Here is a 16,172-nt window from a genome sequence, read left to right as displayed (position 1 = left end):
AACTTTCAAAATCCTTGCCGAGCGATATCGTAATCGAGGAAAAAGACTGGGCTTAAGATTCAATTTAATTGCAGGAATCTATAATTTAGAGCTGAGCAAAAAATGAATTATGAAAGAAGTCTAATATAAACAAAAGACAAAAACTAAGGCTGAGCTTAGGTATCTAGTTTGGAGTGCAGAAAACAAATTATTTTTAAATGACTTAAACGATTTATTTGAGGATGAAATTGTACTTCAGGACATTTTGGGGCTTCCTGATATGACCTATAAAATTAATTCGTCTTTGAGCCTTAAAGAAAGTCTCGTATATCATTCAAATTTTGATGAGCTTAGAAATGAATATACTTATGCTAGATTTTTAATTTTTCAAGCTTCTGAAATAAAAACGGATACTCAACATTTTTATAATAAAACCTATCCACATGTGTATGATACTTTACATGCAATTGATAATTTAAAAACATCACAAATGAAATCGGCTTTTAGAATTTTATATTCAATTTTTGACAAAATTTCATACTTTTTAGCTAAGTATTTAGATTTAGAAATGAATGATCGTCAAATTACTTTTTCAAAAGTTTTTGGATGGAATGAAAATAGAAAATTTAAGCCACGTGATAAACTGAAGGATTCAAAGAACTACTTTTTACATGCTTTGTTCTATATTTTAAAAGAAATTGAATCTGATCAGCTGAATGGTCATGATAAAGTGAGCGAATTAAATTCTAGAGAAAAAATTGAAAAGCCTAGATTATCAAAAATTCGTAACTGTCTAGAGCATAGGTCTTTTAGAGTTATTGATGATTTTGGATATGAATTAAATACCAAATTTGATATGACGTCAGAATTTGCATATCAGAACTTAAAAGATCAGCAGAATATTTTAATAGAACAAGGTGAAGTAGAGTCTTTTGAATATCTGGAAATCTTAGAAAAAATAAAAGAAAAAGAAATGAAAGCAAATTATATTTTAGAAATACCTTTATCAGAATTTGAAAGCTCATTAATGGATCTTGTTCGATTAGTTAGAAATTCTTTGATGTATTTATCTTTTGCAGTGCAGTTTGAGGAAAAGATGAAACCTCAACCTGAGGGGCTAATTTTACAGAGAGAAATACCATTAAAATAAAGCCCACATCTGTGAGCTTTTAATTTCTACCGTATAAAATCTTTAATTAATAGATAACAGCTTTTTTTGCATGACATTTATAAAAACTGAGTTCTTGAGATTTTGCCCTCAAATCTTCTGCAAGTTGTTGAGTCACGATTTGTTCAATATGCTGAGCATTTAATTTTGGTTTGATATATGCAGCTTCAGTTATCTGCCCAATAGTTTTACGTTGTATTAATTCGAGATCTAAATAATTTTGAATAATTTCATCTTTTTCAGAATATTCACGACAAACTGAAATAACAATGCGACCGGTTTGGATTGATTCGGATAACATCGTTGCACTATCTTCAGTAACAAAAATATATTCACTTCGCTTTAACACATCGCAAATAGAAGTTTTAGAACAAGTATTCACAAGCTCAATATTTTTATCTTTTAACATTTGAATCACATGTTCTGATAACGCAGGTGTTCTACGAGAACATACGACTGACGCCTGAATTTGATGGTGATCTGCGAATTGAACAAATTGCTGAATCATCTCTTCAAAGTCTTGATGGGTAAAAGGGTACTCTTTTGTCGGTCCACCAATTAACAGGCATGCTTCATGATTCGACGGAATATGCGCTAAGCGAGTAATTTTAGAAGGTACAGCACCTGTAGGAATAATGATTTGTCTACCAGAATGATCTTCTGGAATCGTCGTAATAGTCCAATCAATAAGTCGCCAATTAAATTTACGTGTACCGCCTGCATAAATAAGTGGGATATTGAAACGTTGAGATAAATAAGCGGCATAAATTAAATTAGGCATACCTGAACAGACGATAACGTCGGTATGCTCTAAATTTCTTGGTAAGAATTTAAAGTATAAACGCCCGAGCGTGCGAAACAAATTCGGGAAATTAGACAGTTTCTTAAAAACGCTCACTGTACGCTTAGGTAAAGTAGGAATTGCAAACTGCTCAGATTGTAGATAAAAGCGCTTCTCAATCATTTCACTCACAGCGAGAGCAGGATTTAAATGTCCAATTCGGTTGTCATGAATAATTAATACTTTGCTTCTATTGTGTGTAGATATGCTGCTCATTTTTGAAGTTCAAATAATCAACGTTTATATTGTTATAACTTATTATAGTGTCGAAATATGAAAATAATCTTAAATAATTGTTAGGTTTATAAAAAAATGTAAAGGCCTACGTAGATTGTAGGCCATTTTTGAAGCTTTTTATCAACGTCCGTTACGACCGCGGCCACGAGGGGCTTTAGTATTCGGACGAGTTGTGCCATTGGTACGGCGTTTGGGTTTTTCGCTCTCATCCATTTGCCAGATACGTTTTGTACCTGACTTTTTCACTGAGCCATCTTTATTCTTACGAACCATTGGCTTACCACCTGTACCGCCTGGTTTTTTCACATAAGAGCGCGAACGGTAAGGTTCTTCTGCAGGTACATTTTGAAAGTCAGGGTACAGTAAAGGCTCAATTTCTTTGGTTTCACCTGGTTCTAAACCCAATTGAACTAAATCGATGGCACCAATACGTGTACGAATTAAACGTAAAGTCGGGAAACCTACTGCTGAAGTCATACGACGAACTTGACGGTTACGGCCTTCGCAAATTTGGATTTCAACCCAAGAGGTTGGAATGTTTGCACGGAAACGTACAGGAGGATCACGATCCCATAACCATTCTGGCTGTTGCACTTTAATGGCTTTGGCTGGCAAAGTCATACCATCTTTTAGCTCAACGCCTTTACGTAATTGTTCAAGCGCTTCTTCTGTGATGTCGCCATCGACTTGCACTAAGTAGGTTTTGAACTTTTTATTTTCAGGATTGGTGATGTACTGATTTAAACCACCATGATCGGTTAAAAATACCAAACCTTCGGAGTCCATATCTAAACGACCTGCAATACGTAGACTAGGATCGTCCACGAAGTCAGATATGGTCATATGCGCTTCGTCTTTACGGAATTGGGAGAGCACGTCATATGGCTTGTTTAAGATGACGATTTTCATAGGAAATAACTTCTATTAAATACAATAATTTAAATTGGTTAAGATTTATTCAATAGGGAAATGCAGCTATTTCCCATCTAAATCTCAAAAAAGGTAGATTTGCTTTAGAGTATTATGCGTGAAGCGCAATTAAAAGTCTTATCAAACAGCAATTATTTTTCACTCGCTTCTCAGGGAGGATCATAAAAATGGGTTATCAGAAGATCGTCGTTCCAGTGGATGGGTCAAAAATTACAGTAAATTCAGACTTATCATTCAATGTTCCCAATAATCCAATTATTCCATTTATTGAAGGCGATGGTATTGGTGTTGATATCACTCCAGTGATGAAAACCGTGGTAAATGCCGCAGTACAAAAAGCTTATGGTGGAAAACGTGCCATAGAATGGATGGAAGTCTATTGTGGTGAAAAAGCCAATAAAATTTATGGCACCTATATGCCCGAAGAAACCTTTGAGGCTTTACGCGAATTTGTGGTTTCAATTAAAGGGCCGTTAACGACGCCTGTCGGTGGCGGTATTCGTTCGCTTAATGTTGCATTACGTCAAGAATTAGACCTCTACGTCTGTGTGCGTCCTGTACGTTGGTTTAAGGGCGTTCCTTCACCCGTTCAGCATCCTGAACGTACAGACATGGTGATCTTCAGAGAGAATTCAGAAGATATCTACGCAGGGATTGAATGGAAAGCAGATTCGCCTGAAGCCAAGAAAATGATCAAATTTCTTAAAGAGGAAATGGGTGTTACTAAGATTCGTTTTGAGGAAAATTGCGGTATCGGTATTAAGCCTGTATCTAAAGAAGGTTCTCAGCGTTTGGTTCGGAAAGCTATTCAATTCGCCATTGATAATGATAAGCCGAATGTCACCTTGGTGCATAAAGGCAATATCATGAAATATACCGAAGGTGCGTTTAAAGAGTGGGGTTATGAAGTCGCACTTGAGCGCTTTGGTGGTGAATTGCTAGATGGAGGTCCTTGGGTCAAAATAAAAAATCCGAAAACTGGCAAAGAGATCGTGATTAAAGATGCGATTGCAGACGCTTTTTTACAACAAATTCTCATGCGTCCGACCGATTATTCAGTCATTGCTACTCTAAATTTAAACGGTGATTATATTTCAGATGCTTTGGCGGCCGAAGTTGGCGGTATTGGTATTGCACCGGGTGCCAATATTGGTGGCGCTGTGCAAGTATATGAAGCGACACATGGCACAGCGCCTAAATATGCGGGTCAAGACAAAGTAAACCCTGGGTCTATTATTCTGTCTGCAGAAATGATGCTGCGAAATATGGGCTGGACTGAAGCGGCAGATCTAATTATTAAAGGTATTGCGGGGGCGATTGAAGCCAAAACAGTGACCTATGATTTTGAACGACTCATGCAAGGTGCAAAACTCTTGCGTTGTTCGGAGTTTGGACAAGCCATCATTGAGCATATGGACTAACTTTATTTGCTAATCTAGGTGTAAAAAAGCTAGATGCATAAAAGGCTAGGTAAAAAGGATTGAATCATTCAGTCCTTTTTTAGGACTAAACATTTAAAACACAGAATCATAGCTTCACAATACTATTCAAAAAACAGCAATCAAAAGGTGACTTCACGCAATCAATCAGATGGTCTGACATGCTTGTCATGTTACCAAAAGTTTAAAACCGCACTATTAGCGTGAACTTAGGTAATGCAAAAAAAGAGGGGGATTGATTTCAAATTAATTATTCGCCAGTGATTTTACAATGACGTAATTCGAAACATTTATCGGGTTGGCTCCATGAAAATTAGCGGTACATTGGTTGTTGTCTTTTAGTAGATGTACATCTAGTAACAGTACATTGTGACACTTATGATGATAAGGAGAAATGAAATGTCTCGTAAACAGCATCAACAAAACCAACAAACTGATCAACAGCAGCAAAATGATCAGCAACAGCAACAGCAACAGCAACAGCAACAAGACCAAAAAAAACAGAAACAACAGCCACATCAACGAAATCAGCGTCAACAACATCATTAATAGGCTAAAGACTTTGTGAATCAAAGTTCATTTGGCCGAATGGTTTTTAATTGATCGAAATTTAAGTTTTATACGTAGACGAGAAGGAGATGAATTTGTCTAAGAAAACCAAATCACTTAAAAAGGAAATTAAAGCGAGGTTGAACAAAATTTCAAAGCATAATTCTGCTTTGAAAAAGTTAAAGAAAAAGCTGAAAAAAGCTTAGTCCATTCACGATTTATCAAAAAGAAAAGACCTATTTAAATAGGTCTTTTCTTTATATACATGATTGGTGATGTAGTTGAATGTCTTGTGATCTACCTAGACGAGATGCTTACTTAATTTTGCAGTGCGAGTGAACCAAAAGAGTTGTAGTGTTCCAATGAAGAGCACGCATGCGGCCAAAATAAATTGCTGTGAATAATCAATACCGATTCGCTGTAAAAAACTAAAGCTTATACCGCCAATCAATTGAATAGATGCAAAGCACAGGGTAGCAATACTCCAGAGCTTTTTATAGGCGCTACCATAGATTTGCAGAATGGTATAAGAGGTAAGAAAAACCACTGCTGGATTGAGTAGGCCTGTAGCAAAAGAAGATAAAAAAGTAAAAAGTGGATGGATATTAATAATTGCTATAAAAATCGCGAAGACATAGCAGCTATATAAAATTTTAAGAGCGCTGATATTTCCCAGTTTTTGTGCTAGGCAGTAAGCAGCAAATGCCCCTAAAGCACTCCCCAGACCATATAAAATCCAATTGAAATTGATCCCGATCGGGCTCAGGTGTAGGGTGTGAGTTAAATAGTCAATCCAAAATAATGAATGGGGCACGTAAGCAAAAGCACTGGTGCTATACACGATTAAGAGACAATAGAAAATTCCATCAACTTTATGTTCTGCAGCTGAAATCGTGGTGAATGATGTGAGCTGTGTTTTAAAACTCTTCAAAAGTACGCTGAGTAAAATACAAATCAGGCTTGAAAAAGAAAATAAAATCAACCAAGCCCATTTTGTCGACATTTGTTGGATGTAAGGCAAAAATAGCGTTGCCATTAAGATTCCCAAGCCAATGCCGCTAAAACCAATAAAGTTGATTTTAAAGCGGTCTTGAAGCTGTGAACATTGGGCCACAACACTTGGGGAGAGGATCATTAGTAAGCCGCCGCTGATCCCTGAAATAACGCGCCAAGTGCTATACCAAAGTTCTGAAAAACCTGAAAATGCACAACTGAGTAAACTGAGTGTCCCTGCAATAGCTGCGAGTTGGATATAATTCACCATGCTTTTATTTTGGGGTAATTTCATGGCCCAAAATGCACCGATCAAGTAGCCGAGCAAATTGGCACTGCCTAAGATGCTGGCAAAACTTGGGCTCCAACCAAATGCTTCACGGGTTGAAGGGAGGAGTGCAGTATAGGAAAAACGTAATATCCCGATGCCTAGGCACATGCTTAGACAGAGAAATAGGCTCAGTTTAATTTTGTTAGAGAACATCCTGTACTCATGTATTTTTATGATTGGTTAAAAAATAACATGAATAGGCTATAGAAAAATCAACAGATCTTAAAGTTTTGACTAAGGTCTAAGCTAAAAATTAATTCTAAAAAACTTAACTATTCAAAAAGATAGCTGTGGTGTGCGTACAGTAAGAAATCAAATTTAAAGATACAATAATAAAAAACCGTACATGGCGTACGGTTTTTTATTTTTAAAGCACTTATGAATTAACGCATTTTCGCCAAGAAACGACCTAAACGAGTGAGTGCTTCACGTAGTTCATTTTCAGCAGGCAGGAACACCACACGGAAATGATCAGGTGTTGGCCAGTTAAAACCCGTACCTTGAACCAACAGTACTTTTTCAGCACGGAGGAAATCTAGCATGAATTTCTCATCGTCTTGGATTGGGTAAATTTCAGGATCCAATTTAGGGAAGCAGTACATAGCACCCTCTGGTTTCACACAAGATACACCTGGAATATCATTCAACATTTCCCAAGCAATGTTGCGTTGTTCAAATAAACGACCGCCCGGACGGATGAGATCATTAATCGATTGATAACCGCCCAAGGCTGTTTGAATCGCATATTGCGCTTGGTGGTTGGCACACAGACGCATCGACGCCAACATGTCTAAACCTTCAATGTAGTCTAGCGCACGTGATTTATCGCCTGTAATTGCCATCCAGCCCGAACGGTAACCTGCAATTCGGTATGCTTTCGATAAGCCATTGAAAGAAATACACAACTGATCACCTGCCAATGACGCAACAGAAACATGTTCAATACCGTCATAAACGATCTTGTCGTAAATTTCATCAGCAAACAAAATTAAGTCGTATTTCTTTGCGAGAGCTACAATTTGCTCAAGCACATGACGTGGGTAAACCGCACCTGTTGGGTTGTTCGGGTTAATCACCACAATACCGCGAGTATTCGGGGTGATTTTACTTTCCATGTCGGCAATATCTGGATACCAGAAATTTTCTTCATCACATTTATAGTGAATAGCAGTACCGCCAGAAAGGTTAACTGCCGCTGTCCAAAGCGGATAATCCGGCATAGGCACTAGCATTTCGTCGCCATCGTCGAGCAAGCCTTGCATTGCCATCACAATCAGTTCAGATACGCCATTTCCGACATACACGTCATTGACGTGCATGTTTAAGATGCCTTTTTGTTGATAATACTGACAAATCGCTTTACGCGCAGGGAAGATGCCTTTTGAGTCGGTATAACCAATTGCATTAGGCAGGTTGAGTGCCACGTCGTTAATAATTTCTTGAGGTGCTTCAAAACCAAAAGGAGCAGGGTTACCAATATTTAATTTAATAATTTTATGGCCAGCCTCTTCCATCTCATTGGCCGCTCGTAACACAGGTCCGCGAATGTCGTAGCAAACATGCTCGAGCTTAGACGATTTCTTAATTTCGCGGGGGGTGTTAAACGTATTCGGCATTTTTATATTCTCGGAAAGAGTGGAGGTCACTTTTGCATAACGGTATAAATAGCTTTTAAATGTCTCGGTCGTTACTAAATCGAGATGATGTTCGTCTCTGAGTAAAGCAACTATTTTTTCATGCGTAAACCCTGCCTGTTGATATTGTTTGATCACGGGCAGCAGATTTTTAAAAATTACGCTCTTTTTCTGCGACATTTTTTAATCCTGAGCAAGAGTAGCGCTAAGATTATCACTAAAGGTGCTCACAAAAAAGCATTTAATTTTGTATTTTGCTCACCACGATTTTATATTTGCTTACTTTTTGCTTTTTGGGTCATTATATAGATTTTGTAAATTGTTGAATAAAGACTAGAAATTTAAGATTGAATGACGTAAATATAGGATTATCCTATTTTAAATACCACGATATAAAGGGACGTCATCATGGGAAAACTCAATAAAACAGAAAGAGAATGGCAAAGAGAATTGTCGCCAGAAGAGTTTCGCATAACGCGTCAGAAAGGCACGGAGCAAGCTTTCACTGGAAAATATTGGAATACGAAACAAGCTGGCACGTATGTATGTCGTTGTTGCGGGGAACCGCTTTTTTCTTCTGAAACAAAATACGATAGCGGTTGTGGTTGGCCGAGCTTTTATAAGCCGATTGAACCTGCTGCAGTAGAAGAAAATGTAGATACGACACACGGTATGGTCAGAACAGAAATTGTTTGTCATCATTGTGACGCACATTTAGGGCATGTTTTTACTGATGGCCCACAGCCGACTGGATTACGTTATTGTATTAATTCGGCATCCTTAGAATTAGAAACAAAACAAAAAAATGATGAGGAAACTTATCCATGACCACCATTCACCAGTTTGAAGCAGAATTACTGGACGGAAGTAATAAATCCTTTGCAGATTATGAAGGCAAGGTTTTATTAATTGTAAATACCGCTAGTAAATGTGGGTTTACTCCTCAATTTGCTGGTTTGGAGAAAATTTACGAACAATATAAAGATCAAGGTTTTGAGGTTTTAGGTTTTCCATGCAACCAATTTGGCGGACAAGATCCGGGTTCGAATGATCAAATTGGCGCGTTTTGTCAAAAAAACTATGGCGTATCTTTCCCGATGTTTGCCAAAGTGAATGTAAAAGGCCCTGAAGCGCATGTGATTTTCCGTTATTTAACCAATAACTCGAAAGGCGTATTGGGTAATGGTATTAAATGGAACTTCACCAAGTTTTTAATTGGCAAAAATGGGCAAGTTATTAACCGCTATGCACCCACGACCAAGCCTGAAACATTGAATGAAGATATTGAAAAAGCTTTAGCTCAGTCAAAATGAAGTGAATTATTGGCCGAACTGAGGTTGATATAAAGGCGCGGAAGCGTCTTTATTTTTTTGGATGTTTTATACTGAAGTGTCTTTATTTGAAGGTCATAACATTGTTTAAGCAGATGGTTAAACGTCGAATTTGTGTTTTAACGTTTTTTTTACTCGTATGTGTGGAGATAGCTTGGGCAGATAGCAATCCAAGTGCATCTGAACCTACAAAAATGTCTGTTGTTGCAAGCAATCTAGACCTTACTACAGATGCTCGGGTCAACGCATTATTGCAAATATTAAAAACACCTATAAAAGAATACCAACCTACGCGTGTTGCAGATGTAATTGATCCACATGTAAAACCGAAAATGTATGAAGTCTCTTGGGTAAATGCACCGCAATATGTGCTGTCTGCGTCTGAGATGAAAACATATAAGCAACCTGTCAAACTACAGCTCACTGTGATTGCTGCAACAGGCTATATTGGTGGCTCAAAACTCATTGCAAGTTCAGGCTCTAAAAACTTTGATCAAAAAGTACAAAAATCCTTATTAGTTGCACGACTTGAACCTATTCCGATGGTTGATAAAAATCTCAGTTATACCGTTGAACATGAATTTACTCTTCATCCACCTCAATAAGCTTATAGCATAAGGCAAATTTTAAGTTCCATAAATGATCTGTTATTACTGGTGCATCTAATTGATAATGAAAGATATTATTTTGCAACTAGCTAAAACCATTCAGGTGGCTGTTTATCTTTTCGCTTTACAACAATTCGTTATGACCATACTTATTTTTCATACAGCGTTTAACACTGAGCGAACCTCGAACATTTAAATTGAGTGCTACATTTGATTTCTAATGGTTTTCAATGATTTCTCAATAATTGTTTATAAGTAATTATTGCTAGATGATTAGCTTTGAATACGTGTTAAGAAATGACTCAAATAAAAATGCCCCAAATCTGGGGCATTTTTTGTTTTAAGCAAAACACTTTAAATCAATTAAAGTACTGCTTTTAAGCGACGAATCACTTCTTCACATTGTGCAATATCAGCAACCAGAGCTAAGCGGACATGATTTTCACCCGGATTCCCTTGTGCTGTATCACGTGATAAATAACGGCCTGGAAGCACTTTAACGTGTGCTTTTTCCATCAGCATTTTGGCAAAGCTTTCATCATTATCGACTTTTAACCAATAGTAGAACCCTGCATCAGGTTTTTGTAATGGCAGTAAGTGACCCAATTCGCGTTGGAATAATTCGAATTTTGCACGGTACTGTACGCGGTTTTCTTCGACGTGTGCTTCGTCATCCCAAGCTGCAATTGAAGCCAACTGGTGTTGAACAGGCATCGCAGCGCCATGATAAGTACGGTATTGTAAATAGGGTTTTAAAAGCGCTGCATCACCTGCAACAAAGCCAGAGCGCATACCCGGTAAGTTAGAGCGCTTAGATAATGAGTGGAATACCACGCAGTTTTTATAGTCATCACGGCCCATTTCAGCACAGACTTCAAGCAGACCAATGGGTGCTTCATCAAACCAAAGCTCTGAGTAGCATTCATCAGATGCAATCACAAAATTATATTGGTCAGACAGAGCAATCAGTTTTTTAAGCTGTTCTTTAGAAAGTACTGCACCTGTAGGATTACCCGGTGTGCAGACAAACAGTAAAGCGGTTTTTTCCCAAACTTCAGCTGGCACAGCGTCAAAGTCGCCAAGGTATTTATTTTCTTCTGTACAGTTGATGAAGTAAGGTTCTGCACCCGCAAGTAAAGTTGCGCCTTCATAGATTTGGTAGAACGGATTTGGCATCACCACATAAGGGGCATCTTCACGTTTAATCAAAGCTTGCACAAACGAGAAGATCGCTTCACGCGTACCTGACACCGGCAGTACGTTGGTCTCTGCACTGATGTTATTGAGTTTAAAGCGACGGGTTAACCAATTTGCAATACTTGTGCGGAGCTCAGGTAAACCTTTACTGTTTGGGTAAGTGGATAAGTGCTGAAAATTATCAATAATGGCCTGTTTCACAAACTCCGGTGCAGGATGCTTTGGCTCACCAATCGATAGGGGAATCAAAGGCAAATCTGCGGGTTTCACATCCTGAAATAGCTTATTTAGCTTTTCAAATGGATAAGGGTGCAATAATGACAAACTGGAGTTCATGGAATGGATACCGATCAATTTAAGTTAATGATGACTACAAACCTGATTCGAAGCTTCATCGAGTGCTGACTTTAACTGTGCAGCAAACGTTTCCGCTTCTGAATCACTCATAGGTGAGCCATCTTTTTTAGTGACATAGAAAATATCTTCAGCACGTTCACCGAGCGTCGCAATTTTCGCAGAGTGAATATCTAGGCCTTGCATCATAAATAAACCACCGACTTTAGCAAGTAAGCCCGGATGGTCAAGTGTCGCAATTTCAACCATATTTTGTTGAAGCGGTTCATTAAAAGAAATACTCACGGTATTTTCAATATCAAAATGACGCAGTTGACGTGGAATGCGACGTTGCATCAGGCCTGGATACTTGTCAGATTGGCTCAAGGCTTGTTTGAGTGCTTCAATAACAGTTTGCTCACGTTCAGGATCTGTTAATAAAGTGCCAAAACGGTCAAGTACAACATAAGTGTCCAAACTAAATGCAGTGGATGCAGTGATAATTCGAGCATCCTGAACATCTAGATTCATTCTGTCCAAAATAGCCACTGTGGTTGCAAACAAGTTAGGTTGATCTTGAGTGTAAATAAAGATCTGTACTGCATCTTGTGCAAATTTACGATGTGCTCGCATCATCACCAAAGGTTCTGCATTATTGCCATGTTTTAAAATGGCGCGCGTATGCCATGCGATTTCATCGGCAGATTCTTTTAGGAAATATTCATCACCGAGTTCTTGCCAAACAGTTTCTACATCGTAGAGCGAAAAATCGTTGACTAATAGTTCACTGGCCGCAAATTTGGTATCTTCAATCAGCATTGGATAGTCTACAGGACGACCCAAACCTGAACGAATTACATCACGTGCTTGTGTATACAGTTGACGCATGAGTGATGCACGCCATGTATTCCAAAGCGTTGGATTGGTTGCGTTGATATCGGCAACCGTCAAGGTGTAGAGATAGTCGAGATGCTCCATATCGCCCATTTTCTCAGCAAATTCTTTCACCACATCTGGATCGGAAATGTCTTTTTTCTGAGAAGTGACGGACATTAGGAGATGGTTTTGAATCAACCATGCGACAAGGTTGCATTCACGTTCAGTAAACCCATGGGTACGGCAGAATTCAATTGCATCTGCTGCACCAAGTTCACTGTGGTCACCGCCGCGACCCTTGGCGATATCATGGAAAATTGCCGCTAAATAAACAATGTCACGGCGCGCCAGTCGTTGGAATACGGAGCTAACGACAGGGAAGTCCTTAGCAAATTCAGGCTCTTTAAAACGGTTTAAATTACGTAGTAGTAATAGGGTATGGGCATCGACAGTGTAAATATGGAACAAGTCATATTGCATGAGTCCCATGATTTGCCCAAAGGCAGGAATATAGTTGCCGAGCACACCATAACGTTTCATCGCCACCATGGTGTCATATAAACGGTAGGGTGAGCGAATGATCGCCATAAATAAGGCTTGATGTGCAGGATTGTCACGGAAGTTCTGATCAATACGTTTTGCCGCAAGAGACAATAGACGTAAAGTACGGGCACGAATTCCTTCAATTTCTGGACGATTCGCCAAGAGGTAGAAAATTTCTAAAATAGCACTTGGATTTTCAGAGAAAATTTTATGATGCTGCACCGCCAATTTGCCATCAACTAATTTGAAATTGGCATTGATCTCTTCAATCTTACGTTCATAGTCAGGTAAGCGTGGCGTAATGACAGACTCATTAAAATAAGCCAAGAGCATTTCATTTAACGTCGTCACTTGCTGAGCGCTACGATAGTAACGTTTCATGAACTGTTCGATTGGATAATTCGGTGATTTACCTTCTTCGCGCTGATAGCCAAATTTAGCAGCAATGTCACGTTGATAATCAAACAATAATCGGTTTTCGTCGCGCTTGGTTAAGCGATGTAAATGATGACGAATTTCCCAAAGAAAGCTTTCTGTTTCTTCAAGAACGCCAAGTTCAAACTCTGAAATAAAACCCAAATGTACAAGGTCATAGATGCGATTGACACGGAAATGACGCTTAGCAATCCATCCGATTTGGTTGATATCACGGATACCGCCGGGCGCATTTTTAATATCGGGTTCTAAGTTGCTTTCGGTATTGTTATGTTGAGCATAGCGTTTGGCTTGCTCTTGCATTTTGGCATCATAGAAGGTTTTATCCGTCCATGTCTGTGACACGATACGGCGTGGCCATTTGGCTAGGTGTTCATTGCCCACAATCAAACGTGCTTCGATCAGCGCTGTTGCCACGGTTAAATCATTGGTAGCTTGAGCAACACAATCATTAATGGTACGCACACTGATGCCCGGCTTGAAATTACCAACATCCCAAAGTGTTGAAATAAAGCTCGAGATGAGTTTTTCTTGTTCTGGGCTGATTTCATCTTCAGACAAAATCATGATATCGACGTCGGAGTAAGGCAGCATTTCACGGCGACCATAGCCGCCGACGGCAAACAAACCGAGATCGGTTTGGTCGAGTTCAGCATGTGTCCATAAGAACTTTAAAGCTTCATCGATCAGGTTTGATCGAGCCAAAATCACATCACGAATCGACTGTCCATTTTCAAAACATTCCTGTAGCTGATTTTCAACATCTGAGCGCCATTGGTTAATCGCCTGAATGTCGTGGTTACTTTTAATGTAATTCAGCAGAGGAAGCGTATTGATCATGAACAGTGGTCCGTTAAGGTGTTACAAACTTAGTTTTGTTGAACACTGACTTGTTGTGCGGCATGTTGAGCAAGTTCACGCGCGTGATCTGTGGTTTCAGCACGTGCTGTTGCTACGCCCATACGGCGACGTTTAAAGCCTTCTGGTTTACCAAAGAGGCGTAAATCGGTGTCCGGATTAGCCAAAGCAAGATTTAAGCCAGTAAATGATAAATTGGTATCATCCAAGCCTGCATAGATGACTGCGCTTGCAGCAGTACTGTGTCGAGCAGTATTCACAGGCAGACCAAGAATGGCACGTGCATGCAGTTCGAATTCGCTTTGGAATTGCGATGCAAGAGTGACAAGGCCTGTATCGTGTGGACGAGGTGATACCTCACTAAACCATACTTTATCGCCTTTGACAAATAGTTCCACGCCAAAAATGCCACATCCACCTAATGCAATGGTTACTTTATTGGCAATACGTTTGGCTTCTTCTAATGCAAGAGCAGTCATGAGTTGTGGCTGCCAACTTTCTACATAGTCGCCAGCATCTTGGCGGTGGCCAATTGGGTCGCAAAATGATGTTTCAATTTCACCTGTTTCTGCATTTTTAGCACGAACAGTTAGCAGGGTGATTTCAAAGTCAAAGTCAATTTGTGATTCCACGATCACTGTACCTTGATTTACACGCCCACCTGTTTGTGCATATTCCCAAGCAGCATCGACTTCATCAAAGCTTTTTACACGTGACTGTCCTTTACCCGAAGACGACATGACAGGCTTAACAAAGTTTGGATAGCCAATGTCATCGCATGCAGCACGGAACGCTTCAAGTGTGTTGGCAAATCGGTAGGCTGAAGTCGGTAGTCCAAGCTCTTCGGCAGCTAGACGGCGAATCCCTTCACGGTTCATCGTCAGGTTGACAGCTTTTGCAGAAGGAATGACAGTGGCAATATTTTGTTCTTCAATCTCGACCAAAACTTGAGTCGCAATGGCTTCAATTTCAGGGACAATCAAATGAGGCTTAACTTGAGCAATTAAAGCTTTAAGTGCCTGAGGATCTGCCATATTTAAAGTATGAGAAAAATGTGCAACTTGCATGGCAGGAGCATGGTCATAACGATCGGCAGCATGAACTTCTACACCCAAACGTTGCAATGAAATCACAACTTCTTTACCGAGTTCACCAGAACCTAACAGTAAGACTTTATACGCTGAAGACTGAAGTGGAGTACCAATAGTGACGCTCATGTAAATCATCCATGCTTGATTTTATGGGAATTTAAGCATAGCAGAACTTGTTCGAGAGATAAGCGAGTGTTCACATAAATAAATGATATTGTCCAACAATTTTTTTTATATCTTTATGGGTAAGCGTTCGTGTAATTATTTATCTGTGAAAACCTTTAAAAAGTGGTATTTAGTTGTTTTTATTTAAATTCACTTTAAATATGCCTGCATTTTTTACAGATGCAGGGAATGGCTCAATATCCAAATTAGCACATTGAAGCGCACGGAGCTGCACAGATGTTTGACGGAAGTTGGGCCAGTATAGCAATCCGAGCAGTGGTACGGCGCATATACATAAAATCAATATTAAGCCAATTACAATGGCAGTGAAATAGAGTGCGTCTGCAGCCACCGATAGAAGGTGAAATGATGAATTGAGCCATGAACTGAGGCTGAAAATGCACAATAGAAAAATCAATAAGAAGCCGGTCAGCTGCAGAAAATTGCTAAACAGGCAGGGCATTGAGATGTGTGAAAACATCAGACGACGTGGATGTAAGTGCAGAATCTGCTGTGTGCAGTTATATAAGCCCACAATCTTTTGTTGCTGATTTTTCTCTATATAAATGGCGCGGATCAGATCTGCAGGTTGGCAATGTACAGCGCAGAAATTACCACTGAACAGCTAGCTTTG

Annotated in this window: 13 protein-coding genes and 1 pseudogene; 7 read left to right on the top strand and 7 right to left on the bottom strand. The window is 39.2% G+C overall.

Annotation, left to right across the window (positions count from 1 at the left end; translation table 11 throughout):
- Positions 1–106 (top strand): annotated as a pseudogene (locus FTU62_RS16225) (IS5/IS1182 family transposase); the annotation flags it as partial.
- Between the two features lie 153 nt (positions 107–259).
- Positions 260–1,129, top strand: a complete 870-nt coding sequence (locus FTU62_RS16220; protein WP_180103212.1) for an LA2681 family HEPN domain-containing protein — start codon at positions 260–262, stop codon at positions 1,127–1,129.
- Between the two features lie 46 nt (positions 1,130–1,175).
- Here the strand turns inward: FTU62_RS16220 and FTU62_RS16215 are convergent, their stop codons facing one another.
- Positions 1,176–2,204 (bottom strand): ELM1/GtrOC1 family putative glycosyltransferase, encoded by a 1,029-nt coding sequence (locus FTU62_RS16215; RefSeq protein WP_180103211.1) that lies wholly within the window; start codon positions 2,202–2,204, stop codon positions 1,176–1,178.
- A 141-nt stretch (positions 2,205–2,345) separates the two neighbouring features.
- A complete protein-coding gene (locus FTU62_RS16210) occupies positions 2,346–3,134 on the bottom strand; it encodes an rRNA large subunit pseudouridine synthase E (RefSeq protein WP_078194376.1) in 789 nt (262 codons plus the stop codon).
- A 188-nt stretch (positions 3,135–3,322) separates the two neighbouring features.
- On the opposite strand from FTU62_RS16210, the gene icd reads away from it, so the two are divergent.
- Positions 3,323–4,576 carry an NADP-dependent isocitrate dehydrogenase gene (gene icd / locus FTU62_RS16205; protein WP_180103210.1) on the top strand — a complete coding sequence of 418 codons (1,254 nt, stop codon included), beginning with the start codon at positions 3,323–3,325 and terminating at the stop codon, positions 4,574–4,576.
- Between the two features lie 417 nt (positions 4,577–4,993).
- Positions 4,994–5,143 carry a hypothetical protein gene (locus FTU62_RS16200; RefSeq protein ID WP_171319314.1) on the top strand — a complete coding sequence of 50 codons (150 nt, stop codon included), beginning with the start codon at positions 4,994–4,996 and terminating at the stop codon, positions 5,141–5,143.
- 301 nt (positions 5,144–5,444) lie between these two features.
- On the opposite strand, the gene FTU62_RS16195 is transcribed toward FTU62_RS16200, so the two are convergent.
- On the bottom strand, positions 5,445–6,620 hold the full coding sequence (locus FTU62_RS16195) for a YbfB/YjiJ family MFS transporter (RefSeq protein WP_180103209.1): 1,176 nt from the start codon (positions 6,618–6,620) through the stop codon (positions 5,445–5,447).
- A gap of 230 nt (positions 6,621–6,850) precedes the next feature.
- Complete coding sequence (locus FTU62_RS16190; protein WP_180103208.1) at positions 6,851–8,281, bottom strand: pyridoxal phosphate-dependent aminotransferase; 1,431 nt, start codon at positions 8,279–8,281, stop codon at positions 6,851–6,853.
- A 228-nt stretch (positions 8,282–8,509) separates the two neighbouring features.
- Here FTU62_RS16190 and msrB point away from each other — a divergent pair, with 228 nt between their 5' ends.
- The 3 genes from msrB to FTU62_RS16175 all read left to right on the top strand — a co-directional run bounded on the left by msrB (position 8,510) and on the right by FTU62_RS16175 (position 10,037).
- Positions 8,510–8,929: a peptide-methionine (R)-S-oxide reductase MsrB gene (gene msrB / locus FTU62_RS16185; protein ID WP_111885906.1), complete on the top strand. Its 420-nt coding sequence runs from the start codon at positions 8,510–8,512 to the stop codon at positions 8,927–8,929.
- On the top strand, positions 8,926–9,414 hold the full coding sequence (locus tag FTU62_RS16180; protein ID WP_111885907.1) for a glutathione peroxidase: 489 nt from the start codon (positions 8,926–8,928) through the stop codon (positions 9,412–9,414). Before msrB ends, FTU62_RS16180 begins: the two co-directional genes overlap by 4 nt.
- A 212-nt stretch (positions 9,415–9,626) precedes the next feature.
- Positions 9,627–10,037, top strand: coding sequence for an energy transducer TonB (locus FTU62_RS16175; protein ID WP_180103207.1), 411 nt, complete (start codon positions 9,627–9,629; stop codon positions 10,035–10,037).
- A 366-nt stretch (positions 10,038–10,403) separates the two neighbouring features.
- Here the strand turns inward: FTU62_RS16175 and dapC are convergent, their stop codons facing one another.
- The 3 genes from dapC to purT are packed head-to-tail and all read right to left on the bottom strand — an operon-like array spanning position 10,404 to position 15,508.
- The gene (gene dapC / locus FTU62_RS16170) at positions 10,404–11,573 is read right to left on the bottom strand and encodes a succinyldiaminopimelate transaminase (protein WP_180103206.1); all 1,170 of its coding nucleotides are present in this window, start codon (positions 11,571–11,573) and stop codon (positions 10,404–10,406) included.
- Positions 11,574–11,597: 24 nt separating this feature from the next.
- Positions 11,598–14,264 carry a [protein-PII] uridylyltransferase gene (glnD, locus tag FTU62_RS16165; RefSeq protein ID WP_180103205.1) on the bottom strand — a complete coding sequence of 889 codons (2,667 nt, stop codon included), beginning with the start codon at positions 14,262–14,264 and terminating at the stop codon, positions 11,598–11,600.
- 29 nt (positions 14,265–14,293) lie between these two features.
- Positions 14,294–15,508, bottom strand: coding sequence for a formate-dependent phosphoribosylglycinamide formyltransferase (gene purT / locus FTU62_RS16160; RefSeq protein WP_180095272.1), 1,215 nt, complete (start codon positions 15,506–15,508; stop codon positions 14,294–14,296).
- Positions 15,509–16,172 lie beyond the last annotated feature (664 nt).

The sequence above is a fragment of the Acinetobacter sp. YH12126 genome (assembly GCF_013418745.1).
GTDB classification, from domain to species: domain Bacteria; phylum Pseudomonadota; class Gammaproteobacteria; order Pseudomonadales; family Moraxellaceae; genus Acinetobacter; species Acinetobacter amyesii.
Note: the sequence above shows the minus strand (reverse complement) of the source record. Positions and strands in the feature narration are given on the sequence as shown.